Raw genomic sequence first — 26,880 nt, forward strand, 5'->3', positions numbered from 1 at the left:
GCGGTGAGAACGACAAATACCCGAGCGTGGATTTGTCACTACCCGCGCTTCACCCCGCGGAACGGGCGTCAGTGGCGGGGGCGGCGGTCCACGACGCGGGCGAGGGCCTCCACGACGGCCGGGTCGTACTCGGCGGCCGAGTCGAGCCGGAGCCGTTCGAGCACGGCCGCGCCGCGATCGCGGTCGCCGGAGTCCCCGACGAGGTCGTCGTAGGCGTTGGCGACCTTGATGATGCGTCCGGCGAGCGGCGGGGGCGGTTCGGCGTCGGGCGGGGCGGCGTCGCCGTGCGCCGTCCGGTACGGGTGGGAGGACAGCCGCACGATGTCGGCGACGCGGTCCAGGACGCCGGTCTGCTTGATGACCTCCGCGCCCAGCTCCGCGATGCGGCGCTGCTCGACGGGCGACGCCAGGACGGTCGCGCCGCCGGGGATCGGGTCGCCGAGCGCGAGCTGCCCGATGTCGTGCATCAGCGCCGCGTACTCCAGTTCGAGCAGTTCCTCCTCCGACATGCCGAGTTCGCGGCCCATCGAGACGGCGAGCCGCGACACGCGCCGCGAGTGGCCCGTCTCGACGTAGCCGCCGACCTCGGTGACCCGCGACAGCGCGCGGACGGTCTGCAGGTACGTCGCGCGGATGCCCGCGTACCGGCGGAACGCGAACTGGGTGACGAGGATCGGCGCGGTGAACACCAGCAGCGCCGCCGGTCCCAGTTCGGTCGTCGCGACGGCGATGAGCATCGCGGTGGCGCTGGTCGCCGCGCACAGCGCGAGCTTGGCGCGGATCTCGTCGCGGACGGCGATCCCGAACCGGACGGACTCGGCGCGGATGACGGCCGCGACGAGCACGTCCAGGAAGCACGCGCACACGACCACGGCGCCCATCACCGCGAGCAGCGGCAGCCAGTCGGGCCGCATCCGCACGACGGGCCGGAACGCCACGGCGACGATCGCGACGGTGACGAGCCGCCGCGCCATCGCGTCCGGGCGCGGCGAGCGGCCCACGGCGATGTGCGGCAGCGTCCCGACGATCATGCCGGTGGCGGCGACCGCGATGACCTGGAACGACGAGTGCGTCGCCGGGACGACGTCCAGCACCCCGCCGCCCTGCGGCGCGTCCGGCCGCGGCCCGACCCCGGCGAGCAGCGCGTAGCCGAGCGCCCCGGCGGTGGCGACGGGCGCGACCTCCCGGTTGCCGGGCATCACCATGCGGAACAGCTCGCCGAGCGCGATGAGGACGCCGAAGAACACGGCGATGTCGGGCTGGACCAGATGCACGGCGAAGACCTGCGTCACCGCGACGAGCACGATCAGCCCGGACACGGCGATGAGCAGCGCCTGCCCGGAGTCGAGCGTCTGCCAGCCGGGCCTGCGGTACCCGGCCCCGGCGCTCACCGGGCGGCCCCGTCGCGGGTGACGCGCAGCGGGGCGGTCGGGTCGTCGTGGTCCTGCGCGGTGGTCTGCGCGGCGTCGCCGGGCGCGGCGACGGGGCCGGGCGGCTCCCAGCCCTCGCGCTCCAGCGCGGTGAGGAACGCGTCGACGATGACGGGGTCGAAGTGGTCGCCCGCGCAGCGGCGCAGTTCGGCGACGGCCTCGTCGATGCCGCGCGCGGCCCGGTAGGAGCGGGTGGAGGTCATCGCGTCGAACGCGTCGGCGACGGAGATGACGCGCGCGAACTCGGGGATCTCGTCCCCGGCGAGGCCCATCGGGTAGCCGCGGCCGTTCATCTTCTCGTGGTGGTGCATGATCCCGGCCAGGGCCTCGTCGAGGAAGCCGATCTCGCGGACGATCTCCAGTCCGCGCATCGGGTGGAGCTGGATGGCGGCGAACTCCTGCTCGGTCATCGGCCCGTCCTTCTGCAGGACGGTCGTGGGCACGCCGAGCTTGCCGACGTCGTGGAGCATCCCGGCGTACCGGATCGCCTCGACGCGGGCGGGCCGCATCCCGATCTGCCGGGCGATCATCACCGAGCCGCGCGACACCCGTTCGGAGTGGCCGCGCGTGTAGTAGTCCTTGGTCTCGACGGCCTGGCACAGCGACGCGAGCGTGGCGGCGTGCGAGCGCTGCTGGTCGTGGGCCTGCTCCAGCGCCCAGCGGGCGATGAACAGCGGCAGCAGGACGAGCACGGCCGCGAACGCCCGGATGCCCGGCCACAGGCCCGCGATGAGCAGCCCGAACATGCTGTAGCCGAGGCAGCCGAGGACGAGCTGGCCGCTCTGCGCGGCCATGCCGCCGAGCGTCGCCTGCCGGGACAGGACGAGGACGCCGCCGGTGAGCGCGAGGTTGACCAGCACGAACGTCACCGCGGCGGCGAGGAACGGTCCGATGACGTGCTCGACCCACGCGGCCTCGTTGGGGTGGAAGCGCGGCCCGCCGAGCGCGTCGAAGACCCGGCCCGCCGCGTACCCGCCGAGCGCGAACTGCGCGGCGTTGAACAGCCGTTTGACGGGCGCGAACATCCGCTGGCCGGTGACGACGGCGCTCAGCCCGAGCAGCGCCGCGCCGCCGGGGCCGAGCATGACGACGCCGGCGAGGCTGGCGGCGAAGCCCAGCGACACGCGGGCACGTTCCACGGTGAGCTGCGCGGGCCGGGAGTCGCAGACCAGGAACAGGACGGCGAGCACCGCGAGGGTGGTCCAGTCCAGGTCGGTGAGCGGGACCGTGGCGACGAGGCCCGCCGCGAGCGCGACCACCCCGCCCACGAAGACCCACGCCGCCGCGGGTAGCTCGCGCATTGCCGCCCCCTTCGGGAGTGCCCGGCGGTCGCCGGGATCGCGGGGGTCGCCCCCCGCCTGAGCTGGAACTGGCCGGAACCGGCGGGCGCGGGCTAGACCCAGGAGATCCCGCGCCGGGGGCGCCGCCGCGGGCGCGGCCGGGCGGACGGGCGGGCGCGGTGCGCGGTGCCGAGGTCGATCATGGTCACGAGTCTCCCCCACGTGCCCCGGGGACCTCCGCCGGGACCGCGTGGGCGCGCTCCCGCGGGGGGACGGCCGACCGGGCCCCGTCGCCGACGTCCTCGACGATGCCGTTGACGATGCCGTTCGGATGATGCGCGGCCAAGCCTAACGCGGGAGGCGCAGGTCACACAGGGATGCCGCGAATCGTGAGCAAAGCGTGAACTAATCACCACTGTGCGTGGCGACGGCGTCGCGAAGATCGACGCTGCGTATGCGCACAAGGCACATGCACACGCCGATGCACAGAACGCTCGGGCGCGGCGGTTCAGGCGGGCCGGACGGCGGCCCGCTCGCGCGCCCACTCGGCGGTCCGCGCGAGCCCGTCGCGCAGCTCCACCGACGCCGTCCAGCCGAGCGCCGCGCGGGTCCGCGCGGGGTCGACGGCCATCGCGGGCAGGTCGCCCAGGCGCGGCGGCGCGAACTCCGGGTCGTCGGGCGCGCCGACCGCCGCCGCGACGAGCGCGTGCAGCTCCCGGTCGGTGGTCTGGCGGCCGGTGCCGACGTTCAGCCGCTCGCCGCCGCCGTCCGGCCCGACCGCGCGGGCGAACGCGTCCACGACGTCCCCGACGTAGACGTAGTCGCGGGTCTGGGTGCCGTCGCCGAACACCCGCGTGGGCCGCCCGGCCAGCAGCGCGTCGGTGAAGATCGAGACGACGCCCGCCTCGCCCTCGGGCGTCTGGCGCGGACCGTAGACGTTCGCGAGCGTCAGGACCGTGTAGTCCAGGCCGTGCAGCGCGCGGTACATCCCGCAGTAGACCTCGCCGCTCGTCTTGGACGCCGCGTACGGCGACGCGGGCCGCAGCGGCGCGTCCGCCGGGACCGGCAGCGCGTCCGGCACGCCGTACACCGCGCAGCTCGACGTGAACACGACCTTGCGGCCGCCCGCGCGGCGCACCGCCTCCAGCACGTTCGCGGTGCCGAGCACGTTGACGCGGGCGTCGCGCGCGGGGTCCCCGACGCTGACGCGCACGCTCACCTGCGCGGCGAGGTGGCACGCCGCGTCCGGCGCGAACGCGGCGACCCGGTCGAGGAGCGCGGGGTCGGCGACGTCCATCTCCCACAGCTCGACGTCGTCCCGCACGTTGGAGCCCGACGACAGGTCGTCCACGCCGACCACCTCGTGGCCGTCCGCGACGAGCCGGTCGACGAGGTGGGAACCGATGAACCCGGCGGAACCGGTGACGAGAACGCGCATTCCGCCACGATACCGAGCACGCCGGACGCGGTTCCGCCCGGTCGGCGGCGCGGGATCAGCCCTTCTCGGCGGGCTTCGCGCCCTCGGCGTCCTTCAGCTCGCCGCAGATCTGCTCGATGCGGCCGAGGACGCGGGCCCGCAGGTCCGACGGGACCGGCTCGCACCCGCACGACTTGTGGACGAGCTTCTTGACCGACTCCTCCAGCCCGAACTCGCGCAGGCACGGGCCGCACTCGTCGAGGTGCTGGCGCACCTCGCCGCAGCGGCCCTGGTCGAGCTCGCCGTCGAGGTAGGTGTAGACCCGGGCGAGGACCTCGCCGCACGGGGTCTCGTGGGCTTCGCCGCAGCTCATGCCGTCACGCACCCTTTCCGCTCAGCGGACGCCGCGACGAGCGGCGCCCGTCCCGGTGGATCGGCAGCCGTTTCACGCCGACCCCTCCTTCGCGCCGGAGAGCCCCCGCTCCCGGGCGTAGTCCTCCAGCATCCCCCGGAGCTGACGCCTGCCGCGGTGCAGCCGCGACATCACGGTCCCGATCGGGGTGCCCATGATGTCCGCGATCTCCTTGTAGGCGAAGCCCTCGACGTCCGCGAGGTAGACCGCGATGCGGAACTCCTCGGGCAGGTCCTGCAGCGCCCGCTTCACGTCCGAGTCGGGCAGGTGCTCCAGCGCCTCGGCCTCGGCCGACTTCAGGCCGCTGGAGGTGTGCGACTCGGCGCGCGCGAGCTGCCAGTCCTCGATGTCCTCGCTCGCGGACTGCTGCGGCTGCCGCTGCTTCTTGCGGTACGTGTTGATGAACGTGTTGGTCAGGATGCGGTAGAGCCACGCCTTGAGGTTCGTGCCCTCCTTGAACTGGTGGAAGGACCCGAACGCCTTGGCGAAGGTCTCCTGCACGAGGTCCTCGGCGTCCGCGGGGTTGCGCGTCATCCGCAGCGCGGCCGAGTAAAGCTGATCCAAGTACGGGAGCACATCGCGCTGGAACCGCTCCTGGCGCTGCTCGACGGTCTCCGTGGTCCCCTGTACCTGACCCACCCCCTTGGCTGTGGCGACGCCGGTGGCGTCGTACCCCACCGACGATATCGGGCGGCGCCGGAGCGGCCCGCCGCCGGGGGCGGGTGCCTGGGCGGGGACCGTCGCGGCACCGGTGTCCCGGCGTTCTGCGACGACTGCGGTCATGGGCGACAACCTCCTGGGCGGGACGATCCGCTCGCGTCCTGTGAGACGGTGCAACACCGGAGTCCCCGCCCGGATTCCCGGCGGTCCGGCGAACACGCGGGAGTCCTCGCACGTTGAGACCCTGCGAGCGGCCCGCGCGCCGTCCCCCGGCGGGACGGCGCGCGGGGAGACGGACGGCCGGGCGCGCCCCCGATGGGTGACGCCGCGCCCGATGGGGGAAGAAGTGACGTACACGGCGAGAACAGGAGCGGCCTTGCTACCGGTGCCGGCGCGACCTCCCGAGCCTCCCCGAACGACCGGCCGCCGCGGCGCGGCGACCGGCCCGAGCGACGACACCGAGCCGCTCGCGCTCTACTGGGCCTTCTACTGGGCCGTCGCGGAGGCGCAGCTCGCCCGCTGGCTGCCGCGCCGGCCGGGGCGGCTGCTGGACCTGTCCGGCGACGACGGCCGCAGCGCCGCGCAGGCCGCCGGGGCCGGGCACCGGGTGATCGAGGTGGTGGAGCCCGTGCCGGACGGCGCGCCGCCGCGCGTCGGCGCCGAGACGCGGCCGCCCGGCGTCTCCACGGTGATCGCGGACGCGGGGCGGCTGGGCTGCCTCACCGACGCGTCCGTGGACGGCGTGATCGCCGAGAACCGCGTCCTGTCGCGGCATCTGGTGACCGAAGCGGCCGTCGCGGAGATCGCGCGGGTGCTGCGGCCGGGCGGGCGGCTGCTGGTGTCGGTGGACTCGCTGACCCTCGGCATGGCGCTGCTGGCCGAGCGGAACCAGTGGGCGCACCTGTCGGACGTCCCGGCGGCGGAGGTGCTGCTGGTGCCGTGGCCGGACGGGACGATCACCCGCTGCTTCGGCATCGACCAGCTCCGCGAGCTGCTCACCGAGTCCGGCCTGGAGGTCGAGTGGGTCCGGCCGCGCACGGTGCTGTCGCCGTCGACCGTCGAGCACATGCTGACGCGGTCGCCCGAGACGCTGCCGCGCCTGGTGAACACCGAGCTGACGGCCCCGCCGGGGGACGACTCGCTCGGCGTCCACCTGCTGGCGTCGGCGCGCCGCCCGGAGCGGTGACGCGGGTCAGAACAGCGCCCCGTCGTCCCCGGCGGGCTCGGCGGGTTCGGCGGGTTCCGCCGAGAGCGGCCGGATCAGCTCCGGGCCGTTGTTGCGGACGTTCCCGACCGCCGCGCCGACCGGGTACGCCTCCATCCGGGCCGGGCGGCCGCCGCCGAGCGCGGGCACGAGCAGGCCGCGCACCTCGTCGGCGGCGGTGAGCGCCGGGTCGAGCCAGGCGTCCCAGCGGTCGGGCGGGACGACCATCGGCATGCGGTCGTGGATGCGGCCGAGGGCGTCGGGCGCGTCGGTCGTGATGACGGTGCAGGTCCAGACCCAGGCGTCGTCCGGGGACTTCCACAGCTCGTACAGGCCCGCCATCGCCATGACGGACCCGTCCGCCGGGCGGATGTAGAACGGCTGCTTGCGCGGCCTGCCGGGGCCGGTGTGCTCCGGGACGTACCACTCGTAGTAGCCGTCCGCGGGCAGCAGGCAGCGGCGGCGGGCGAACGCGCGCCGGTACGCGGGCTTCTCGTGGACGGTCTCGACCCGCGCGTTGATCATCCGGCTGCCGATCGCCGGGTCCTTCGCCCACGAAGGCACGAGCCCCCAGCGCAGCGCGCGCAGCTCCCGCACCGGGCCGTCCCCGTCCGGCGGCGCGACGCCCGCCTCCTCCGCGTCGCGCGCCGCGTCGGCGGCCGGGCGGGCCAGCACCGCCGGGACGTCCTTGGTCGGCGCGACGTTGTAGTCGGGGTCCAGCGCCCCCGCGCCGTCGAGCTGCACGCCGAACTGGTCGAGCAGCTCCTGCCGCGCCCTTGCTGTGGCATAGCGACCGCACATGCGCCCCATCCTGCACGCACCCGCCGACATTCGTGCTTGATCACGCCCTTGATGGGCATGAGACCGGACATGCGACCCATCACTGCACTGGCCCGCCCGTTCGTGGCGGCGCCCTTCCTCGTCGCCGGGCTGGAGGCCCTGCGCAACCCTCGGCAGCGCGCCGAACAGAACGGCCCCGCGCTGGCGAACATCGCCGAGAACCTCGACTGGCTGCCGACCAAGGACCCCGTCGCGCTCGTCCGCGCCGAGGGCGCGCTGAGCCTGGGCACCGGTGCGCTGCTGCTGACGGGCAAGATGCGGCGGCTCACGAGCCTGCTGCTGGCGGCGCAGCTCGTCCCCGCGCTGGCGACCGAGCACCGGTACTGGACCGAGGACGACCCGGAGCGCCGCGCCAGCGAGCGGTCCCACCTCATGAAGAACGCCGGCCTGTTCGGCGCGCTGCTCATGATCGCGAGCGAGCCGCACCGGACCGCCAAGGCCGCCGCGCTCAAGCACCAGCTCAAGGCGCAGGCGAAGGTCGCGAGCGAGCGGCAGTCCGCGCAGCTCAAGGCGGCGCGGCGCGAGGCGGCCCGGCAGGTCGCCGAGGCGCGCCGCCGCGCCCGGCCGACCGGCGGCAGGGCGGCCGGAGCGCTCGGCGCGAAGGCCGCGAAGCTGTCCGGCCGCGCGGGCAAGGCCGGCAACAAGGCGAGCTGGAAGGCCGGTAAGGCCGCGGGCAAGGCGCGCGGCGCGACGGCGGCCGTGGGCAAGCCGGTCGGCAAGGTCATGGCGATGGCGGGCCGCTGACCGCGCTTCCGGCCGGGGCGCGGCGCGGACCGACCCGATAATCTGGACCGCATGCCCACCGATCCCGACGTCTGGTCGGCGCCCGTCGCGGACGGGCCCGTCGCGGCCCGCGTCCCGCTGCCCGGCTCCAAGTCGATGACCAACCGGGCGCTCGTGCTGGCCGCGCTCGCCGACCGCCCGGCCGTGCTCGCGCGCCCGCTGCGCAGCCGCGACACCGAGCTGATGGCCGCCGCGCTGCGCGCGCTCGGCACCGGCGTGACCAGGGACGGCGACGCCTGGCGCGTCGAGCCGGGCGAGCTGCGCGGCCCCGCGCGGGTGGACGTCGGCCTGGCCGGGACCGTCATGCGGTTCCTGCCGCCGGTCGCGGCGCTCGCGACCGGCGAGGTCACGGTGGACGGCGACCCGCGCGCCCGCGAGCGGCCGATGGGCCCGCTGATCGAGGCGCTGCGCGCGCTCGGCGCGGAGGTGGACGACGGCGGGCGCGGCGCGCTGCCGCTGACGCTGCGCGGCCGGGGCGGGCTGGCGGGCGGCGCGGTCGTGATCGACGCGTCCGGCTCGTCGCAGCTCGTGTCCGGGCTGCTGCTGGCCGCGCCCCGGTTCGCCAAGGGCGTCGAGGTGCGGCACGAGGGGCCGCCGGTGCCGTCCGCGCCGCACCTGGCGATGACGGTCGCGATGCTGCGGGACGCGGGCGCGACCGTGGAGACCGGCCCGGATCTGTGGCGCGTCGCGCCGGGGCCGGTCACGGCCGACGCCTGGACGATCGAGCCCGACCTGTCCAACGCGGCGCAGTTCCTCGGCGCGGCGCTGGTCACCGGCGGCAGCGTCACCGTCCCGGATTGGCCCGAGGTGACGACGCAGCCCGGCGACGCGCTGCGCGGCCTGCTCGCGTCGATGGGCGCGGAGGTGACGCGCGGCCCGGACGGGCTGACGGTGCGCGGCGGCGGCGCGTTCGGCGGCCTCACCGCCGACCTGCGCGAGGTCGGGGAGCTGACGCCCGTCCTCGCGGCCCTCGCGGCGCTCGCGGACGGCCCGTCCCGGCTGACCGGCATCGCGCACCTGCGCGGCCACGAGACCGACCGCCTCGCCGCGCTCGTCCGCGAGATCAACGGCCTCGGCGGCGACGCCCGCGAGCTGCCGGACGGGCTGGAGATCCGCCCCCGCCCGCTGCACGGCGGGCTCTTCCACACCTACGACGACCACCGCATGGTGATGGCGGCGGCGGTCCTCGGCCTCGCCGTCCCCGGCGTCGAGGTGGAGAACCCCGCGACGGTCGGCAAGACGCTGCCGGGCTTCACCGACCTGTGGTCGGGGATGCTGACCGGACGGGAGTAGGACCCTGGCCCGCCGCGCGAACGACTACGACGAGGACGACGTCCGGGTCCGGCCCGGCCGCCGCGGCTCCCGGCCGCGCACCCGCATCCGGCCCGCGCACGAGGACGCCGTGCCCGCGTTCGTCACGGCCGTGGACCGGGGCCGCTACCGGTGCCTGGTCGCGGCCGGGGGGCCGGGCGAGCGGGCGGTGACGGCGATGCGGGCGCGGGAGCTGGGGCGCAAGAGCGTCGTCGTCGGGGACCGCGTCGCGCTCGTCGGGGACGTCTCGGGCGCGCCGGACACGCTCGCGCGGATCGTGCGGATCGAGCCGCGCACGTCCACGCTGCGCCGCACCGCCGACGACACCGACCCGTTCGAGCGGGTGATCGTCGCCAACGCCGACCAGCTCGTCGTGGTGACGGCGCTGGCCGACCCCGAACCCCGGCCGCGGCTCATCGACCGGACGCTCGTCGCCGCCTACGACGCGGGCATGGAGCCGCTGCTGGCGCTGACGAAGGCCGACCTGGCGGACCCGGCGGACCTGGTGGCCGAGTACGCGCCGCTCGGCGTCCCGTACGTGGTGACCGAGCGCGGCGGGGACCTCGCGGCGGTGCGGGGGCGGCTGTCGGGGCGGATCAGCGTGCTCGTCGGGCACTCGGGCGTCGGGAAGTCGACGCTGGTGAACGCGCTGGTGCCGGACGCGGAGCGGGCCGTCAGCCACGTCAACGCGGTGACGGGGCGGGGGCGGCACACCTCGTCGTCGGCGCTGGCGCTGGAGCTGCCGGGCCGGGACGGCTGGATCATCGACACCCCGGGCGTGCGGAGCTTCGGGCTCGCGCACGTCGATCCCGCCAACGTCATCGACGCGTTCGAGGACCTGGCCGAGGGCGCGGCCGAGCGCTGCCCGCCGCGCTGCGACCACCTGCGCGACGACTGCGGACTGGACGGCTGGGTCGCGGACGGCCGCGCCAGCCGCGCCCGCCTGGACTCCCTCCGCCGCCTCCTGCGCGCCCGCGAGGGCGGCGACGACGCCGGGGACGCCTGAACCGCGCGTCGTGCGCACGGGGATACCGTCCGTTGACGTGCTCCCCGACCTGGAGGCCGGGGATTCAGCCTGCCCCGCAATGCGGTACTTCTGTGGCTTCCTGTTTCGCCGGGTCCTGCCTTCCGCTAGGCGGAAGGGCTTACGGTCCCTCCGCAGGCGTTTCGTCTGTCCGCTCGTCCGGCGGCCAGAATGTTCTTTGCGGCGTTGATGTCGCGGTCGTGGACGGTTCCGCAGGCCGGGCACGCCCATTCTCGGACGTTCAGCGGTTTGGGTCCGTCTTTCACCCTGCAGGTCGAGCAGGTCTGGGAGGTGGGTTCGAACCGGCCGATCCGCGCGAACGTCCGCCCGTACCGTTGCGCCTTGTACTCCAGCATCGCGGTGAACTGCGCCCAACCCGCGTCGTACACGCTTTTGGCCAGCCGGGTCCTGCCGAGACCGGTGACGTTCAAGTCCTCCACGTAGACCGCTTGGTTGTCGCGGACCAACAGGGTGGAGAGCTTGTGCGCATGGTCCCGGCGCGTGTCGGCCACGCGGGCGTGGATTCTCGCGACGCGGGCCTTGGCCTTAGCGCGATTCGCCGACCCCGTCTGCTTGCGGGACAACGCCTTCTGCGCCCTGCGCAACCGCCGTTCCGCGCGCCGCAGAATGCGGGGATTCGTGATCTTGGTGCCGTCGGACAGCACCGCGAAATGCGTCAACCCCAAATCAATCCCGACCTCGCCCGTCGTCTCCGGCAGCGGATCATCGGCGGTCTCGACCACGAACGAGGCGAAATACCGGCCCGCCGCATCCCGGATCACCGTGACCGACGACGGTTCCGACGGCAGACCCCGCGACCACATCACCTTCACGTCGCCGATCTTCGGCAGCCTCAGTTTGCGGCCCGCCGTGATCGCGAAGCGAGCATTGCGCGTGAACCGGACCGCCTGCCGGGAGTCCTTACGCGACCGGAATCTCGGAAGCGCGACTTTGCGACCCTTCCGCTTCCCCGACATCGACGCCGAGAAGTTGCGGTACGCGGCGTTCAGATCCGCCAGCGCCTGCTGCAACACCACAGCCGACACCTCCCCCAGCCACGTCCGCTCCGGGCTCTTCTTCGCCTCCGTGATCACCAGCCTGGACAACGCCGCGTCCGAAACGTACGGCAACCCCGCCGCACGAGCATCCTGCCGGGCACGCAGCCCATCGTTGAACACCACACGCGCACACCCGAACGCCCGCGCCAACGCATCCCGCTGACCAGGCGTCGGATACAGGCGGAACTGATACCGGAGCCGCACAGACCGACCCTACTCTCGGTACACGGATAGTCACACCGACAACAGGGCCAATCGATGCCACATCGCCGAACCGCGCATCGCAAACCGCCCGGGAGGGGGCACGTTCGAGCTGGTGTTACTCCTCCGCAAGCCATTACCGCAGACCTCAAGACCGGGGCACCGGTCCACGACCCGGTAACGTGGCTCGCCGTGGCGGGCTATTCCGATGACCTGCGTCTCGCGCACGTGCTGGCGGACGGGGCCGACGACATCACGACCAAGCGCTTCCGGGCGCTCGATCTGGCGATCGAGACCAAGCCGGACCTGACGCCGGTCAGCGATGCCGACCGCAGCGTCGAGGAACGCATCCGGGGGACGCTGAGCCGCGCCCGGCCGCGCGACGCGGTCCTGGGCGAGGAGTTCGGCCGCACCGGGTACGGGCGGCGCTGCTGGATCATCGACCCGATCGACGCGACGAAGAACTTCGTGCGGGGCGTCCCGGTGTGGGCGACGCTGATCGCGCTCATGGACGGCGAGGAGGTCGTCGTCGGCGTCGTGTCGGCGCCCGCGCTGAACAAGCGCTGGTGGGCGGCGCGCGGCGGCGGCGCGTGGACGGGCCGCAGCCTGACCAGCGCGACGCGGATGCAGGTCTCGTCGGTCGGCGAGCTGAAGGACGCGTCGCTGTCGTTCTCCAGCCTGAGCGGCTGGGAGGAGCGCGGCGGCCTCGGCAACTTCCTGGAGCTGACGCGCTCGGTGTGGCGCACGCGCGCGTTCGGGGACTTCTGGTCGCACATGATGGTCGCGGAGGGCACGGTGGACGTGTCCTGCGAGCCCGAGGTGTCGCTGTGGGACCTGGCCGCCCTCCAGGTGATCGTCGAGGAGGCCGGGGGGACGTTCACCGACCTGTCGGGCGAGCCCGGCCCGGACGGCGGCAGCGTGGTCTGCAGCAACGGCCGCCTGCACGCGGACGTCCTGCGCGCGCTCGGCGGCGGGACCGTTCCGGGGGTCGGCCTGCGGTCGGTCTGACGTCCCGCGCGGTTCGCGGCGGGGGTGACGACCGCCCCACTCGCGACATATCGTGGACGGAACGACGGGCGTCGCCCGCTCGTTGTCCCCGGTGGCCGGATCGTCGCAAAGGCAGGTGGAGATGTCGACCGGAACAAAGATCGCCATCGGCGGAGTCGTGGTGGGGTTCCTGACCCTGTTCGTCTTCCCGTGGTGGCTCAGCGCCCTCATCATCGTCGGCTCGATCGGGGTGCCCGTGGCGGGCTACCTCCTGCTCGACCCGTCCCAGCGCAAGCGCGTCAACCGCCAAGTCCGCAAACGCATCGGCAGCTAACCCCGGCCCGGCGGGCGCGTGTGGTGCGCGGTTAGGGTGCCGGGGTGGAGCGGGTCGGGGTTGTGGGGGCCGGGATCGTCGGGTTGGCGGTGGCGCGGCGGGTCGCGCTGACGCGGCCCGGGGTCCGGGTCAGCGTGCTGGACAAAGAGCTGCGGGTGGGGGCTCATCAGACCGGGCACAACAGCGGGGTCGCGCACGCGGGGCTCTACTATGCGCCCGGGTCGTTGAAGGCGACGCTGTGCCGGCGCGGGATCGGGCTGCTCAAGGAGTACTGCGCGGAGCGCGGGATCGCGTACCGGGAGGTCGGGAAGGTCGTCGTCGCGCGGGACGCGCGGGAGGCCGCGGCGCTCGACGGGATCGAGGAGCGGGCCGCCGCGAACGGCGTTCCGGGGTTGCGGCGGCTGGACGCGGCCGGGCTGCGGGAGGTCGAGCCGCACGCCGCCGGGATCGCGGCGCTGCACTCCCCCACGACCGCGATCGTGGACTTCCCCGCCGTCGCGCGCGCGTACGCCGACGATGTGCGGGCGGCGGGCGGCGAACTGCGGCTCGGGTTCGAGGTGACGCGGCTGCGGCCCGCCGGGAGCCGCGTGGCGGTCGCGTCGCCGCACGACGAGCTGGTGTTCGACCGGCTCATCGTCTGCGCGGGCCTGTGGTCGGACCGGGTGGCGCGGCTCGCCGGGGACGATCCCGAGCCCGCGATCGTCCCGTTCCGCGGCGAGTACTACCGGCTCGCCCCGCACCGCGAACACCTCGTCCGCGGGCTCGTCTACCCGGTGCCCGATCCGCGCTACCCGTTCCTCGGCGTCCACTTCACGCGGCGCGTGGACGGCGGCGTGGACGTCGGGCCCAACGCCGTCCTCGCCCTGGCGCGCGAGGGCTACCGGCGGCGCGACGTCCGCCCCGCCGACCTGCTGGAGACGCTGCGCTGGCCGGGGTTCCGGCGGCTCGCCCGCGCCCACTGGCGGACGGGGATCGAGGAGCTGTACGGCTCGGCCGTCAAGAGCGCGTTCGCGGCGCGCGCCCGCGCGTTCGTGCCGGAGGTGTCCGCCGCCGACCTGGTCCCCGCGCCCGCCGGGGTCCGCGCGCAGGCCGTGGACCGCGACGGGTCACTGGTGGACGACTTCCGGATCGGGCGGCGCGGGCCGGTGACGACGGTCCGCAACGCGCCGTCCCCGGCCGCGACGTCGTCGCTGGCCATCGCGGAGTGGATCGTCGACCGGTCCGGTTGACGCCGTCAGCCCCAGACCGCGCGGTCCTCGCCGCCGGGGTCGAGGACGACCGGGTTCTCCCCCGCGTCGAAGACCTTCACCGGACGCGTCGCGTCGAACTCGGGCCAGCCCGGGTCGCCGTGGACGGCGAAGTTCACCCAGGCGCGGTGCATCGCGTCGGCGAGCGGCTGCGGCGGCGCGTCGCCCGCGAGCGGACCGACGTCCGGGACGCCGAGGTTGTCGAACACGAACCCGATCTCCAGCGCGTGGCACGCCCGCAGGTCGCGCTCCGGCGACGGCCACGCGAACTCGTACATCCAGCTCCGCCCGGCGTGCCCGGCCGCGAGCCGGTGCGCGGGAACGCGGAACAGGTGGTCGGTGATGAGCACCGACACCAGGTCCCCGCCGGACAGCCCGGCGTACCGGGAGCGGTACGCGGCCAGGACCGGCGCGGGCACGCCCATCCCGGACGCGACGGGCCCGACCAGCTCGGGCGTGATGTGCGCGGCGAGCCCGTTCGGGACGACGAACAGCCGGAACTCGTCGCTGTTGTAGCCGGTGAGGACGTCCACGTCCCGGCCCGCCCCGGCGGCGACCGCCTCGTCGGCGCGGCGCGGGAACACGTCGCCGTCCAGGACGGGCACGAGCGCCATCGCCGTCCGCGCCGTCGAGGCGCCCCAGCGGCCGGGGTCGGGCAGCAGCGAGACCTCCATGCCGACCGACTCCTGCTCGCGCAGGATCTTGGCGGGCGGGAGCGCGGCGAACGCCTCGGCGGTCGGCTCGATGCCGAGCCGCGCGGCGATCTCGGTGCTGACCTTCAGCGCGTCCTCGCGGGTCTGCGCGACGAGGCCCGCGCCGCTCTGCGCGACGGCGCGGCGGAACAGGCCGAGGTCGAGGGACAGCAGCGTGGTGACGCTCATCGCGCCCGCGGACTCACCCGCAATCGTCACCCGGTCGGGGTCGCCGCCGAACGCGGCGATGTTGGCGCGGACCCACTCCAGCGCGGCGATCTGGTCGCGCAGGCCGCGGTTGTCGGGCACGCCGGGCAGGTGCGCGAAGCCCTCGACGCCGAGCCGGTAGTTGATCGTCACGCAGACGACGCCGTCGCGGGCGAAGTTCGCGCCGTCGTAGACGGGCACCGCGCCGGAGCCGTTGCGGAACGCGCCGCCGTGGATCCACACCAGGACGGGCAGTCCGGCCGCGCCGGGGTCGGGCGTCCAGACGTTGAGGTTGAGGCAGTCGTCGCCGGGGACGGCCGGGTCGGGCAGCAGCACGTCGTAGGGCGGCGCGTAGCCGGACTTTGGCGCGGTCGGGCCGTACGCGGTCGTGTCGCGGACGCCGTCCCACGGCTCCGGCGGTTCCGGCGGCTGGAAGCGGCGCGGGCCGAACGGCGGCGCGGCGTACGGGATTCCGAGGTAGGCCGAGACGCCGTCGCGGACGGTGCCGCGCACCTTCCCGTACGTTGTCCGGACGATCGCCGACCCCGCGTCCTGCTCCATGCCGCCTCCCCGCGCGCCTTGTGACTCGAACGTCACTTCGCGTCCGAGCTTAGGCGACCGGCAGGGTGCGCGGATTGTCCAGATCTGCGTGTCCGCGGTCCGCTCACTCGACGGGAGTGAGCATCCGCGTCAGATACCCGCGCGCGAACGCCCGCATGGCCGCCTCGTCCTCCAGCACCAGCCCGCCGCCGGGCACGAGCAGCAGCGACAGCGCGACGCGCAGCAGCACCTCCGCGACCGTCGTACAGTCATCGCCGTCCGGCCGGGCGAGCCGCAGCCGCGCCGCGATGACGTCCCGCGCCGCGATCATCACCGCGCCGCCGTTCATCGTGAGCTGCGGCAGGAACACCTCCGGCTCGCTCTCCAGCACGCGGGTGAGCAGCGGGTGCGTGCGGGCGTCGCGCAGCCCCGCGACGAAGCCCTCGACGATCGCGTCCTCCGGCGTCGGCAGGTCCTCGGTGGCGAGCGCGATGGCGGTGAGGAAGCCGCGGACCTCGCGCAGGATGACGGCCTGGAGCAGGTTCTCCTTGCCGCCGAACCGCCGGTAGATCGTCGTCCGCGCGACGCCCGCCCGGCGCGCGACGTCCTCGACGCTGACGCGGCGCGGGCCGTAGGTCTCGAACTCGGCCAGCGCCGCGTCCAGGATGCGGGTGTCGAGGACGTCGGCGGCGGGGGCGCCGTCCAGCAGCCGGGTGAGCAGGCCGTCCGGCGCCGGGTTTGCGGTCATGCGACGCACTTTAACGTCACGCGGAACGCGTGCCTCTGATGCGGGCGTCGTAGGACTCGCGGGCCTCCGGGTCGTAGTCCAGGAAGATCGTGTCGAGCCCGTACCGCCGCGCCACCGCGCGCCGCACCGCGTCCGGGAGCAGCCCGCCGAGCCGGACCTGCGCGGCGAGCCGGCGCGGCACGACGGCCTGCGGGCGCGGACGGCCGACCAGCTCCACGACGGCCGCCGCGACGTCCTCCGGGCTGTTGTTGCGCATCCCCTTCGGGCTGCGCGTCCCGGCGACCAGCTCGGTGTCGGTGAACGACGGCAGCACCGCGCTGACGTGCAGTCCCGCGTCGCGGACCTCCAGCCGGGCCGCCTCGGTGAACGCGACGACGGCGGCCTTGCTGGCGTTGTAGAGCGCGAGGCCCGGCGTCGGCAGGACGCCCGCGAGCGAGGCGATGTTGACGACGTGCCCGCGCCCGCGCGGCCGCATCCGCTCGACCGCGAGCTTGGTGCCGAGCATGACGCCGTGGACGTTGATGTCCAGGCAGCGCCGCGCGTCCTCGTCGCTCTCGCCGGTCAGCGGGCCGATCGGCATGATGCCCGCGTTGTTGACCAGGACGTCCAGCGGCCCGGCCGCCGCCTCCGCGCCGTCGAGGAACGCGGTGAACGACGCGCGGGACGTCACGTCCACGGCGAGCGCGGTGACGCCCAGCGCCTCCCCCGCCTCCTTGGCGGCGGCCTCGTCGATGTCGCCGACGACGACCGTCGCGCCCCGGTCGCGCAGGGCGCGCGCCGTGGCCAGGCCGATGCCGCGGGCGGCTCCGGTGACGGCGATGACCTTGCTCATGCGTCCTCCAGTCGGTCGAGGCGGACGGGCAGCCCGTCCTTGGGCGAGGGCAGGGACGTGGTGTCCAGCGGCCAGGTGTAGCGGCCCGGCACACTCCACCGGTACCGCAGCAACCACTGGTGGAGCACGCTCTTCACCTGCATCCCGGCGAAGTGCAGGCCGATGCATTTGTGCGCGCCGCCGCCGAACGGCTCCCAGGCGTACCGGTGGACCTTGTCCTCGCGGCGGTCGGGCGCGAACCGCTCCGGGTCGAACCGTTCGGGGTCCGGCCACCACTCGGGCATGTGGTGGTTCGTCAGCGTCGGGACGACGACGGTCGTGCCCTCCGGGATGTGGTGCCCCAGGATCTCGGTGTCCTTGACGGCGCGGCGCGGCAGCGCGGGGACGGGCGCGACGAGCCGCAGGGACTCCTTCATCACCAGGTCGATCCCGGTCAGCGCGTCGAGGTCGTCGAACTCCAGCACCGGCTTGCCGAGCGCCCGCGACTCCGCGCGCAGCCGCTCCTGCCACTCGGGGTACTTGGCGAGGTGGTACGCCATCGTCGTCAGCGTGATGGTGGTGGTGTCGTGCGCCGCCATCAGCGCGAAGATCATGTGGTTGACGACGTCCTCGTCGGTGAACCGGTGGCCGTCGTCGGTCTCGGCCTGGCACAGCGCGGCGAACAGGTCGTCGCCGCCGTCGCGGCGCTTGGCGGGCAGGTGGGTGCGGAAGAAGTCCTCCAGCACGCGGCGCGCCCTGAGCCCCTTCTGCCAGCGCAGGCCCGGGACGGGGAAGCGCACGTAGGCCGTCCCGGCGCGGACGGCGTCGATGAACGCGCCGTTGATCCGGTCGGCCTCGGCGCGGCTCAGCTCGACGCCCATGAACACGTCCGTCGCCAGGTCGAGCGTGAGCTGTTTGACGTGGTCGTAGACGGTGAAGCGGGGGCCGGACTCCCAGGCGTCCAGTCCCGCGCCGATGCCGGGGGCCATCGCGTCCATGTACGCGCGGAGCCGGTCCCGGGTGAACGCCTGCTGCATGATCCGGCGGTGGTGAAGATGCTCGTCGAAGTCGAGCAGCATGATCCCGCGATGGAAGAACGGCCCGATGTAGTAACTCCACGCGGGGCCGTTGGCGAACGCCTTGTCGCGGTTGACCAGCACGGCCTCGGCCGCCTCGGGGCCCTGGACCGTGACGGTCCGCTGGCCGAGCAGCCAGCCCCAGCTCACCGGGCCGAAGCGCCGGTAGCGGTCGGCGGCCGTCCCGAACGGGTTCCGCATCACCTGGAGCGTCTGGCCGATGTAGGGGACGCCGGGCGCGCCGGTGACGGGCTTGAGGCCGCTGCCCGCGGGGGGCGGGGCGAGGATGCGCGTGGCCATGAGTCCTCCGGGGGACATGAGGAACAAAAACGCGATTTATGTAGCTTTGTTGTAGCGCGGTTCCCGGAGTAAGTCCATAGTTACCGGCGCCGGGTAAAGCCTCGGCCACGGCTCCGCCCGGCGGACGCGCCGGGCGGCGGGCGGCCCGCGCGGCGGACCTAACGTCGCGGTCATGATCGCGCGCACCGCACTCGCGGCCACCGCCCTGACGACAGGCGTCCTCACCGCGGGACCGCTCGTCCCCGCCGTCGCGGCCCCGCCGCCGGCGACCCCGACGCAGAGCGTCCTCCAGCCCGCCGCCGAACCCGCGGCCCGGCCCGAACTCCAGCCCGCCGCCGAACCCGCCGAACCCGCCGCCGCGCCCGCGCCGGGCACCGTCCGGTTCGGCAGCGACGGCCCGGCCGTCACCCGGCTCCAGCAGCGGCTCAAGGCCCTGCACTACTGGCCCGGCGACGTCAACGGCCAGTTCCGCGAGACGACCCGCGCGGCGGTGTGGGCGTTCCAGCACGTCAACGGGCTCAAGGCCACCGGCGTCGTGGACGCGCGCGGCTGGCGGGCGCTCGCGCGTCCGCGCAAGCCGCGCCGCCTGGTCCGGCACCCGAAGGCGACGCGCGTCGAGATCGACCTCAAGCGGCGCGTCCTGGTCGTCTACAAGAGGAAGCGGATCGCGCTGATCTCGCACATCTCGTCCGGGTCCGGCCGCCGCTTCTGCAAGGCGGGGCGCTGCGGCGTCGCGCACACGCCGACCGGGAACTTCCGCGTCGTCCGGCGGCTGAACGGGTGGCACAAGTCGTACCTCGGCTGGATGTACCGGCCGCTGTACTTCCACGGCGGCTACGCCATGCACGGCTCGCTGTCGGTGCCGAACAAGAACGTGTCGCACGGCTGCGTGCGGATGCCGATGGACGTCGGGGACCGGCTGTACGCGCTGGTCAAGAACGGCACGGCCGTGTACGTGCGCCGCTGAGCGGACCCGGTCAGCGGCCCGCCGCCGGGCGCAGCAGCCTGCGGCGGGCCGCCTCCGTGAGCGGCCGGTACCGGCCCGCCCGGTCGCGGTAGAACGCGCGGCCCCGCGCCTCGGACGGCATCCCCTCCGCGCGCAGCGGCGCGGCCAGCACGCGGTGGCCGGGCGTCAGCGGCAGCGCGTCCACGACCCGCACGAACGCGGGGCGCAGCTCCGGCTCGACCTTCAGCAGCGCCTCGGTCAGGTCCACCGGCTTCAGCTCGCGGCCCGCGCACAGCGTCACCGCCGCCGCGGCCAGCTCCCCGCCGCCGCCCTCGACGCCGTACACCGCGACGGCGTCCACGGCGGGCAGGTCGCCGAGCGCGTCGCGGATCGGGCCGGGCGGGACGATCCCGGCGGCGGTGCGGATCAGCTCGTCCTCGCGGCCGACCGGCCAGAAGTCGCCGTCCTCGTCGCGGCGGAACAGGTCCCCGGTGATCGTCCAGGCGTCCTCGGGCGCGAACACGCCGCGCACCGGGCGCGGCGCGGCGTCCAGCGCGGCCGGGCGGACGCGGGCCAGCAGCATCCCGATCTCGCCGGGCGGGCACTCGGCGGCGAACCCCCGCTCGTCCACCACGAGGTCGCCGTGCTCCAGGTCGTAGCGGGCCAGCCGGACCTCGGCGCTGCCCGGCAGCGGGCGGCCGAGCGACCCGGGCTTGCGGCCGCCGAGGTTCACCAGGATCGCCTCGCCCGTCGTGGACGCGTAGAACTCCAGCACGCGCGCCGGGGCGAACCGCTCCTCCACGCGCCGCCACAGCCCGCGCGGCATCCCCGACCCGATGAACAGCCGCACCGCGTGGTGCCGCTCCCCCGGCTGCGGCGGCGCGTTGACGAGCTCGCGCAGCAGCGTCCAGGTGTAGGACGCGACGGTCACGCCGTAGCGGCGGGCCTCCTCCCAGAACGTCGCCGGGTCGTAGCCGGTGGAAAGTGCCAGCCGTGCGCCGCCCGCGACCGCGCCGCCGAGGCTCATCAGCAGCGCGGACGGGTGCTGGAGCGGCGTGATCGAGTAGACGGTGTCGGCCGCCGACAGCGACGCCGACGACGCGGTCCCGAACGCCGACATCGCCCACCGGCGGTTCGTGACGCGGCTCGCGCGCAGGCCGTCGCCCTCCCCGGTGAACAGCACGAACGCGGTGTCGCCCGCGCGGCCGGGGTTCGCGCGGAACCAGCCGGGCGGGACGACGGCGTCCGCGTCGATGCGCTCCATGTCGTCGAGCCGGTCGTCGAGCCGGTCGTCGCGCGCGGGCCCGCCGCCGAGCAGGTGCGCGGGGACGCCGAGCGACAGCGCCGCGTCCGCGTGCTCGGGGTCGGCGATGACGCGGCCGATCCGGGCCAGCGCCGCCTCCCGCGCGGGCTCGCCGTGCGGGCGCAGCAGGACCGCGACCGCGCCGAGCCGGTTCAGCGCGGCGACGAGCGCGAGCGCGCTCGGCCGGGTGCGCATGAGCACGCCGACCGCGTCGCCGTGCCGGACGCCGATGTGCAGCAGCCCGCGCACGACCGCGTCGATGCGGCTCTTGGCGGCGGTGTGCGTGTGGGCGCGGCCGTCGTACAGGAAGAAGACGTCGTCGGGGCGGCGCGCGGCGTGCTCGTCCAGCAGCAGCCCGAGGGACACGCGCGTGGTCGAGTGGATGCGCTCCAGCCGGGCGAGGCGCGGCAGGTTCTGCGCGGCGTGGTGGCCGATCCGGCGGGTGCCGCGCAGCGCGCGGGCCGCCGCGCCCGCCGCCGCGCGGGCCGTCCCGCCGCCCGCGCCGAGCGCGAGCCGCAGCCCGTACCCGGCGGGCGGTCGCGCGGCCGGGGCGGGGCCGTCGCCGGTGACGCGGTGGACGGACGGCGCGAGGTCGCCCGCCAGCCAGTCCGCGACGACGGGCCAGGTCTGCTCCATCGCCAGCGTCCCGACGACGAGCCCGAAGTGCCCGGCGCGCAGGCTCGCCTCGTACACGGCGGCGCGCGGCGCGGCGCGGCGGATGCCGCGCACCATCGGCGGCGGCGCGATCTCGTCCACCTCGCCGACGAACGTCAGCACCGGGCAGGACAGGTCCGCGAGCGTGACGAGCCGGTCCCCGATGACGAACCCGCCGGTCAGCATCCGGTTGTGCTGCACGAAGTTGCGGATGAACTCCAGCAGCGCGGGGCCGGGCCACGACACCCAGCCGTCGCGTTCGAGGAACCGGCGCTGCCGCTCGCGCGGGGCGAGGCGCTCGCGGTCGTGCAGGGCGAGGATGAACTCGACGCGGCTGCGGACCGACTTCACCGGGCTGAGGAGCTGGAATCCGGTGCGGGTCACCCAGCCGGGGACGTCCAGGCCGCGCAGCAGCGCGTCCGGGATGCGTTCGGCGGCCTCCCCGGCGAGCCAGGTGGGGACGCCGAACGGCAGCGAGCCGCTGATGTCGGCGGGGCTGCCGAAGGTGATGACGGACGCGACGCCCTCGCTGCGGCGGTACGCGGCGGCCTGGTAGACGAACATGCCGCCCTGCGAGTACCCGGCGAGGTGGACGTCGCCGCCGGTCGCGGCGCGGACGCGGTCCACGGCGTCGCTGACCGCCAGGACGTGGTCGGACACCGTCCGCTCCAGGCCGCCGGGCTCGCGCTCGGGCGCGCCGAAGTCCACGACCCACGGGTCCGCGCCGCGCCGCCGCAGTTCCGCGACGGCGCTGACGCGCGAGGAGATGTCGTACACCTCGGCGGTGATCATGAGCGGGGGGACGAGGAGGATCGCCGGGCCGCCCGCGGGCGCGTCCGGGAAGTAGTGCCGCAGCCGGTAGATCCGGCCCTCGGCGGCGACCTCGCAGGGGGACACGTCGTCGCCGGTGTCCAGGCCGCCGAACCGCGCGACTTCGAGGGCGTTCTGGGCGGTGGCGCCGAACCGCGCCCCGAGCTTCAGAAATGCGTTCATAACAGGCGGCACCGGGCCAGTTTTATCATCTGCGGCGATCTTCCTGAACCCCGAACGAACCGTCAGTCAGGTTTTTGTCAGGCGGGCGCGGTCCGGGGCGGCGCGCCGGGCGCCGCCCCGAATCGGACGTCACGCGACGATCCGGGCGTTCTCCATCTTGCCGGACTGCAGGCGCTCCCACATGTAGCGGCGGCGCGGCTTGCCGCTGGACGTCCGCTGGATGAGGCCGGAGCCGACGACGAGCGTGACCTCCACGTCCTCCCCGACGCGGCGGCGCAGCAGCTCGCGGACGTCCGCCGCCCACGGCGCGTCGCCCGTCTCGGCGAACAGCGCGAGGCCCTTGGTGCCCGCGCCGGGCACGCCGACGACGACGATCCGGCCCTTGCCGAGCCCGGTCACCTCGGCGATCTTCGACTCCAGGTCCTCGACGTAGACGGACCGGCCGCGCACCTTGATGCTGTCGCCCATCCGGCCGAGCACGAACAACTGGCCCTCGTGGAAGAACCCCGCGTCACCCGTAAAGACAGTTCTTCCCCGACCAACCGACCCCGACCGACCTCCCGTACCGTCCTCGAACCGCGTCGACTTGCCCTCGGCCCCGGCGTAGTAGCCCTTGCACGCCGACGCGCCGCCGACGACGATCTCGCCGAGCCGGCCGGCGGGCAGCTCCTTGCCGTCGTCGTCCACGATCGTCACCGGGACGTCCGCCTCGGGCGTGCCGCAGCCGACGACCCAGCCGGCCTTCAGGCCGACGCAGTCCGGCCCGAGCGTCCGCTGATCCAGGATCTTCACCGGCTCGCCGAACGCCAGCGACTCCCCGTCCGGCCGGATCGCCAGCGGGTCGCGGCGCTCCTGGTCGAGGCTGACGAGCAGCGTCGTCTCGGCCATGCCGTACGCGGGCATGAACGTCGAGCGCCGGAACCCGAACGGCTCCAGCAGCTCGGCGAAGACCTCCAGCGAGTGCGGGTCGATCGGCTCCGCGCCGATCAGCGCCATCTTCCAGCCGGACAGGTCGAGCCCTTCCAACTGCTCGGGCTTCACGCGCCGCGCGACGTACGCGTACGCGAACGGCGGCGCGGCCGTGTGGTGCGCCTCGGCGAAGCAGCGGACCCAGCGCGCGGGGTCGCGGATGAAGTGGTCCGGGCGCATCAGCCGGAGCATGCCCTGCCGGGCGATCGGGGTGATGAACGCGCCGATGAGGCCCATGTCGTGGTACAGCGGCAGCCAGGACGCGACGACGTCCCCGTCCCGGTAGCCCGCGCCCCGGACGATCAGCTCGCTGTTGGCCTCCAGGTTCTCCCACGTCACCATGACGCCGCGCGGCGCGCCGCTCGACCCGGACGTGAACTGCAGCAGCGCCAGCTCCCCGGCCTCCTGGACCGGGGCCTCCTTCTCGGCCTGCCGGGGCCGCCACGGCTCGCCCGCGATCCCGGCGCGCTCCATCGCGGCGGCGGTGTCGGCGGCCAGGTCGTCGGACGCGATGGTCAGCACGGGCTTCGCCTGCCGGAGGATCGCGGCGACGTGGTTGACGTAGTCCTCGCCGCTCTGGAACAGCGGCGGCGTGATCAGGCAGACGGTGGCGCCCGCGACCCAGACGGCGAAGTAGGTCTCGATGCACGTGAAGTCCGTCGGCAGCACCATGCAGACGACGTCGCCGGGGCGGACGCCCTCCTCGATCAGGGCCGCGCCCGTGCGGCGCGCCGCGGCGGCGATCTCGCCGTAGTCCCGGAACTCCCAGCCGCCGTCGTCGGCCGCCAGGTGGACGCCGCGTTCGGTGTTCGGCTCGTCCAGCCAGTCCCGCAGCGCAGATGCCATCGTTTCCCCTTCAAGCGTGCCCACCGCCACGAACGTGACTAGCAGGTAACTTCACCAGCGACGGCTCGTCCTCGTCAACCGAAACGAGGGGGAAACGACCAGGTGGTCGCATTCGTCTGTGATCCAGGTTACAAAACGGACGTGAAGATCGTTCACCCGGCCCAGTTACCGCAGGTCCGGCCCATTGCTACGGTCGCGTCGCCGGGCCACCCCCTCCCCCCGACCCCGGCGCTTCAGCACCGAGGAGAGCCCATGCAGAACCGGCGCGCCTTCTGCCGTTCCGCCGCCGTCACCGCGGGCGCCGCACTGGTCGGGGGCGCGCTCGCGGCCCCCGCCTCGGCGGCCGGCGCGGAGGTCGTGAACGAGCACAAGCTGTCGGACCACATCGTGGACCTGACCGTCCACTCGGCGGCGATGAACCGGGACCTCCCCGTCCGGATCATGCTGCCGACCGGCTGGTCCCGGACGGCGAAGCGCACGTGGCCCGTGGTGTGGGCGCTGCACGGCGGCAACGAGAACTACACCGCCTGGAACATGCACACCGACCTCGCCGCGCGCTCGCTGCGCCGCCAGGTCATCGTCGTCATGCCCGAGGGCGGATACGCGGGCGGCTACACCGACTGGTGGAACTACGGCTTCGGCAACTCCTACGCGTGGGAGACCTTCCACCTCAAGGAGCTGATGCCGCTGCTGGAAGCGGAGTACCGGGCGGGGACGAAGCGTGCGGTGTTCGGGCAGTCCACCGGTGGCTACGGTTCGCTGATCTACTCGGCGCGGAACCCGGGGATGTTCCGGTACGCGGCGGCGTACAGCCCGTTCGCGTCGCTGCTGACGGCGGGCGTCTCGATCGTCCTGGAGACGGGGCTGGCGGGCCTCGGCCCGTTCACCGACAAGAACGCCATGTGGGGCGACCCGTTCTGGCAGCGCGACGTGTGGGAAGAGCACGACCCGGTGTCGCAGGCCGCGCACCTGCGCGGGACGAAACTGTACGTCTCGGTCGCCAAGAACGGCCTCCCCGGCCCGCTGGACCCGCCGACCGCCCAGTTCGCCGACCCGGCCGAAGCCTTCTGCTACTACACGACGAAGCCGTTCCTGGACCGCCTCAAGGAACTCGGCATCCCGGTCACCACCCACCTCTACGAGCGCGGAACGCACTCGTGGCCGTACTGGCAGGACGAGCTGAGCCGCTCCTGGCCCGCGATGATGCGAGCGATCGGCGCCTAGCCGAACCGGGCCGTCCAAATGCCACAATACGGACATGGCATCGTTCTCCCACCGCACCGCCGCCGGCTACACCGCGTCCCTCCTCGCGGCCCTGGCGACGGCGGCGGTGGGGCTCGGCTTCGCCGTCGCGATGTTCCCCGACGGCACGAAGGACCTGAACGCCTATAGAGCGGCACCCGCCTGCGAGCCCGCGCAGCGGCACCACGCGGATTGCAGGCGGACCGAAGAACTCACGGTCGTCAAGGTCAAGATCAGCCACAAGCGCAGCGAGAACACCACCACGACGCTGACCGACGCGACCGGCGGGACGTGGCGCTCCGATTACCCCAACGACGGCCCGGTGGTCGCGAGCCTGGACGTGGGCGACGAGGTGGTGGGCACGATCTGGCGCGGAAAGCTCACGGAGCTGGCCGCCCAGGGCGACACCCAGCGAACCGCCGACGCCCCCGCGGACATGCGCGCGAGAACCCTGATCATGGCGCTGATCCTCGTCCCGAGCGGCCTGGTCACAGCGGCGGCCTGCGCTTGGCGCCTGGCCCGCGTCAAAGACCCGAAGACCCCCACCCCGGGCATGAAGGCGACCTTGTACCTGGGCATAGCGCTCTTCGTGGCGTCCCTCTTCTGCCCGCTGGTCCTCCACGGTTCCCAGACGGAACGCTTCTGGCCGGTCCTGGCGGTCTGGACCCCGATCGCCGCCATCATGACGATCGTCGCCCGCACCCACGTCACGGCCCAACACAAGAAGCCCTAACGGACGACCCGCGCGACCCCCCGCCACCCCAGCAACGTCGCCCCAAGAAACAAGCACGCCACAACAACGAACGCACCGGCCGTCCCCTGCCCAGAAACCCCCCGCAGGACCATCCCCACGACGACCGCGGAGACCCAGACAGCAACCCCGGAAGGCCAAACAACCAGCGGCCGCCGCCACCCGACCGACACCCACCCCACACAAACCCCAACAAAAAACGGCCAAAAAGTCCCAAGCACATCAACAACGGACCCGACCCCCTCATGAGTCCGCCGCCCGATCACCACAAAAACGACAACACAAACAACATCCAAACCAAACCCAAAAACCCGACCCCGCATAACCCACCCCAACTAAAAACTAAAGAAGAAACCCCAAACCCCCAGCGAGCGAAACCCGAGAACGAACAGCCACCCCAGGGGGTGTGGGGGGCGGAGCCCCCACACCGGGGGGCTCCGGGGGGTCGTCCCCCCGGGAAAAGCGAAGGAGCCCGCCGGGAAGCAACAAAGTTGCGACCAGACGAGCCCCAAGCTCCGTAGCGGGGACAGGATTTGAACCTGCGACCTCTGGGTTATGAGCCCAGCGAGCTACCGAACTGCTCCACCCCGCGGCGATGTCTTAACTCTATGGGG

General features: G+C 73.9%; 24 protein-coding genes and 1 tRNA gene. 10 read left to right on the forward strand and 15 right to left on the reverse strand.

All coding sequences use genetic code 11. The features are described from left to right. Positions 1 to 68: 68 nt before the first annotated feature. From G339_RS0122100 to G339_RS0122125, 5 genes are all read right to left on the reverse strand, one after another. Positions 69 to 1,391, reverse strand: coding sequence for an HD-GYP domain-containing protein (locus G339_RS0122100; RefSeq protein ID WP_019633244.1), 1,323 nt, complete (start codon positions 1,389 to 1,391; stop codon positions 69 to 71). Beyond that, a complete protein-coding gene (locus G339_RS0122105; RefSeq protein ID WP_019633245.1) occupies positions 1,388 to 2,731 on the reverse strand; it encodes an HD-GYP domain-containing protein in 1,344 nt (447 codons plus the stop codon). Before G339_RS0122105 ends, G339_RS0122100 begins: the two co-directional genes overlap by 4 nt. 487 nt (positions 2,732 to 3,218) lie before the next feature. Further along, positions 3,219 to 4,148 (reverse strand): NAD-dependent epimerase/dehydratase family protein, encoded by a 930-nt coding sequence (locus G339_RS0122115; RefSeq protein ID WP_019633247.1) that lies wholly within the window; start codon positions 4,146 to 4,148, stop codon positions 3,219 to 3,221. Between the two features lie 55 nt (positions 4,149 to 4,203). Then, on the reverse strand, positions 4,204 to 4,500 hold the full coding sequence (gene rsrA, locus G339_RS0122120) for a mycothiol system anti-sigma-R factor (protein ID WP_019633248.1): 297 nt from the start codon (positions 4,498 to 4,500) through the stop codon (positions 4,204 to 4,206). A 72-nt stretch (positions 4,501 to 4,572) separates the two neighbouring features. Further along, a complete protein-coding gene (locus G339_RS0122125) occupies positions 4,573 to 5,322 on the reverse strand; it encodes a sigma-70 family RNA polymerase sigma factor (protein ID WP_019633249.1) in 750 nt (249 codons plus the stop codon). A gap of 262 nt (positions 5,323 to 5,584) precedes the next feature. On the opposite strand from G339_RS0122125, the gene G339_RS0122130 reads away from it, so the two are divergent. Beyond that, positions 5,585 to 6,385 carry a class I SAM-dependent methyltransferase gene (locus tag G339_RS0122130; RefSeq protein ID WP_019633250.1) on the forward strand — a complete coding sequence of 267 codons (801 nt, stop codon included), beginning with the start codon at positions 5,585 to 5,587 and terminating at the stop codon, positions 6,383 to 6,385. Positions 6,386 to 6,391: 6 nt separating this feature from the next. Here G339_RS0122130 and G339_RS0122135 read toward each other — a convergent pair whose 3' ends face one another. Next, positions 6,392 to 7,204 carry an SOS response-associated peptidase gene (locus tag G339_RS0122135; RefSeq protein ID WP_033323892.1) on the reverse strand — a complete coding sequence of 271 codons (813 nt, stop codon included), beginning with the start codon at positions 7,202 to 7,204 and terminating at the stop codon, positions 6,392 to 6,394. A gap of 69 nt (positions 7,205 to 7,273) precedes the next feature. Here G339_RS0122135 and G339_RS34845 point away from each other — a divergent pair, with 69 nt between their 5' ends. From G339_RS34845 to rsgA, 3 genes are read left to right on the forward strand one after another with little or no spacing between them, the layout of a single operon-like run. Continuing rightward, the gene (locus G339_RS34845) at positions 7,274 to 7,987 is read left to right on the forward strand and encodes a DoxX family protein (RefSeq protein WP_033323894.1); all 714 of its coding nucleotides are present in this window, start codon (positions 7,274 to 7,276) and stop codon (positions 7,985 to 7,987) included. A 51-nt stretch (positions 7,988 to 8,038) separates the two neighbouring features. Next, complete coding sequence (aroA, locus tag G339_RS0122145; protein WP_019633253.1) at positions 8,039 to 9,319, forward strand: 3-phosphoshikimate 1-carboxyvinyltransferase; 1,281 nt, start codon at positions 8,039 to 8,041, stop codon at positions 9,317 to 9,319. A 4-nt stretch (positions 9,320 to 9,323) separates the two neighbouring features. Further along, positions 9,324 to 10,343 (forward strand): ribosome small subunit-dependent GTPase A, encoded by a 1,020-nt coding sequence (rsgA, locus tag G339_RS0122150; RefSeq protein ID WP_026341683.1) that lies wholly within the window; start codon positions 9,324 to 9,326, stop codon positions 10,341 to 10,343. A gap of 125 nt (positions 10,344 to 10,468) precedes the next feature. Here the strand turns inward: rsgA and G339_RS0122155 are convergent, their stop codons facing one another. Then, positions 10,469 to 11,623 carry an RNA-guided endonuclease InsQ/TnpB family protein gene (locus G339_RS0122155; protein WP_019633255.1) on the reverse strand — a complete coding sequence of 385 codons (1,155 nt, stop codon included), beginning with the start codon at positions 11,621 to 11,623 and terminating at the stop codon, positions 10,469 to 10,471. Positions 11,624 to 11,812: 189 nt separating this feature from the next. On the opposite strand from G339_RS0122155, the gene hisN reads away from it, so the two are divergent. From hisN to lhgO, 3 genes are all read left to right on the forward strand, one after another. Beyond that, complete coding sequence (gene hisN / locus G339_RS0122160; RefSeq protein WP_019633256.1) at positions 11,813 to 12,628, forward strand: histidinol-phosphatase; 816 nt, start codon at positions 11,813 to 11,815, stop codon at positions 12,626 to 12,628. 121 nt (positions 12,629 to 12,749) lie between these two features. Continuing rightward, positions 12,750 to 12,941: a hypothetical protein gene (locus G339_RS0122165; RefSeq protein ID WP_019633257.1), complete on the forward strand. Its 192-nt coding sequence runs from the start codon at positions 12,750 to 12,752 to the stop codon at positions 12,939 to 12,941. A gap of 44 nt (positions 12,942 to 12,985) precedes the next feature. Next, a complete protein-coding gene (lhgO, locus tag G339_RS0122170; protein WP_033323897.1) occupies positions 12,986 to 14,170 on the forward strand; it encodes an L-2-hydroxyglutarate oxidase in 1,185 nt (394 codons plus the stop codon). A gap of 5 nt (positions 14,171 to 14,175) precedes the next feature. Here lhgO and G339_RS0122175 read toward each other — a convergent pair whose 3' ends face one another. The 4 genes from G339_RS0122175 to G339_RS0122190 form a co-directional block, all read right to left on the reverse strand. Beyond that, on the reverse strand, positions 14,176 to 15,648 hold the full coding sequence (locus tag G339_RS0122175) for a carboxylesterase/lipase family protein (protein WP_019633259.1): 1,473 nt from the start codon (positions 15,646 to 15,648) through the stop codon (positions 14,176 to 14,178). A gap of 103 nt (positions 15,649 to 15,751) precedes the next feature. Beyond that, on the reverse strand, positions 15,752 to 16,375 hold the full coding sequence (locus G339_RS0122180; RefSeq protein ID WP_019633260.1) for a TetR/AcrR family transcriptional regulator: 624 nt from the start codon (positions 16,373 to 16,375) through the stop codon (positions 15,752 to 15,754). 16 nt (positions 16,376 to 16,391) lie between these two features. Next, positions 16,392 to 17,207 carry an SDR family oxidoreductase gene (locus tag G339_RS0122185; protein ID WP_019633261.1) on the reverse strand — a complete coding sequence of 272 codons (816 nt, stop codon included), beginning with the start codon at positions 17,205 to 17,207 and terminating at the stop codon, positions 16,392 to 16,394. After that, the gene (locus G339_RS0122190) at positions 17,204 to 18,562 is read right to left on the reverse strand and encodes a cytochrome P450 (RefSeq protein ID WP_019633262.1); all 1,359 of its coding nucleotides are present in this window, start codon (positions 18,560 to 18,562) and stop codon (positions 17,204 to 17,206) included. The genes G339_RS0122185 and G339_RS0122190 overlap by 4 nt, the downstream gene beginning before the upstream one ends. Positions 18,563 to 18,734: 172 nt before the next feature. Here G339_RS0122190 and G339_RS0122195 point away from each other — a divergent pair, with 172 nt between their 5' ends. Beyond that, positions 18,735 to 19,529 carry a L,D-transpeptidase family protein gene (locus G339_RS0122195; RefSeq protein ID WP_019633263.1) on the forward strand — a complete coding sequence of 265 codons (795 nt, stop codon included), beginning with the start codon at positions 18,735 to 18,737 and terminating at the stop codon, positions 19,527 to 19,529. 10 nt (positions 19,530 to 19,539) lie between these two features. On the opposite strand, the gene G339_RS0122200 is transcribed toward G339_RS0122195, so the two are convergent. Both G339_RS0122200 and G339_RS0122205 read right to left on the reverse strand, forming a co-directional pair. Continuing rightward, complete coding sequence (locus G339_RS0122200; protein WP_019633264.1) at positions 19,540 to 22,458, reverse strand: AMP-binding protein; 2,919 nt, start codon at positions 22,456 to 22,458, stop codon at positions 19,540 to 19,542. A 129-nt stretch (positions 22,459 to 22,587) separates the two neighbouring features. After that, on the reverse strand, positions 22,588 to 24,273 hold the full coding sequence (locus G339_RS0122205; RefSeq protein ID WP_019633265.1) for an AMP-binding protein: 1,686 nt from the start codon (positions 24,271 to 24,273) through the stop codon (positions 22,588 to 22,590). A 252-nt stretch (positions 24,274 to 24,525) separates the two neighbouring features. On the opposite strand from G339_RS0122205, the gene G339_RS0122210 reads away from it, so the two are divergent. Then, a complete protein-coding gene (locus tag G339_RS0122210) occupies positions 24,526 to 25,497 on the forward strand; it encodes an alpha/beta hydrolase (protein WP_019633266.1) in 972 nt (323 codons plus the stop codon). A 34-nt stretch (positions 25,498 to 25,531) separates the two neighbouring features. Next, entirely contained in the window at positions 25,532 to 26,248 is a 717-nt protein-coding gene (locus tag G339_RS34850) for a hypothetical protein (protein ID WP_019633267.1), read from the forward strand. Here the strand turns inward: G339_RS34850 and G339_RS38085 are convergent. Continuing rightward, positions 26,245 to 26,589 (reverse strand): DUF3054 domain-containing protein, encoded by a 345-nt coding sequence (locus G339_RS38085; RefSeq protein ID WP_084693363.1) that lies wholly within the window; start codon positions 26,587 to 26,589, stop codon positions 26,245 to 26,247. The two genes, G339_RS34850 and G339_RS38085, sit on opposite strands and share 4 nt — an antisense overlap. A gap of 195 nt (positions 26,590 to 26,784) precedes the next feature. Further along, positions 26,785 to 26,858, reverse strand: a tRNA-Met gene (locus G339_RS0122220). Between the last annotated feature and the right edge of the window lie 22 nt (positions 26,859 to 26,880).

The organism is Actinomadura atramentaria DSM 43919 (genome assembly GCF_000381885.1).
Taxonomy (GTDB): domain Bacteria; phylum Actinomycetota; class Actinomycetes; order Streptosporangiales; family Streptosporangiaceae; genus Spirillospora; species Spirillospora atramentaria.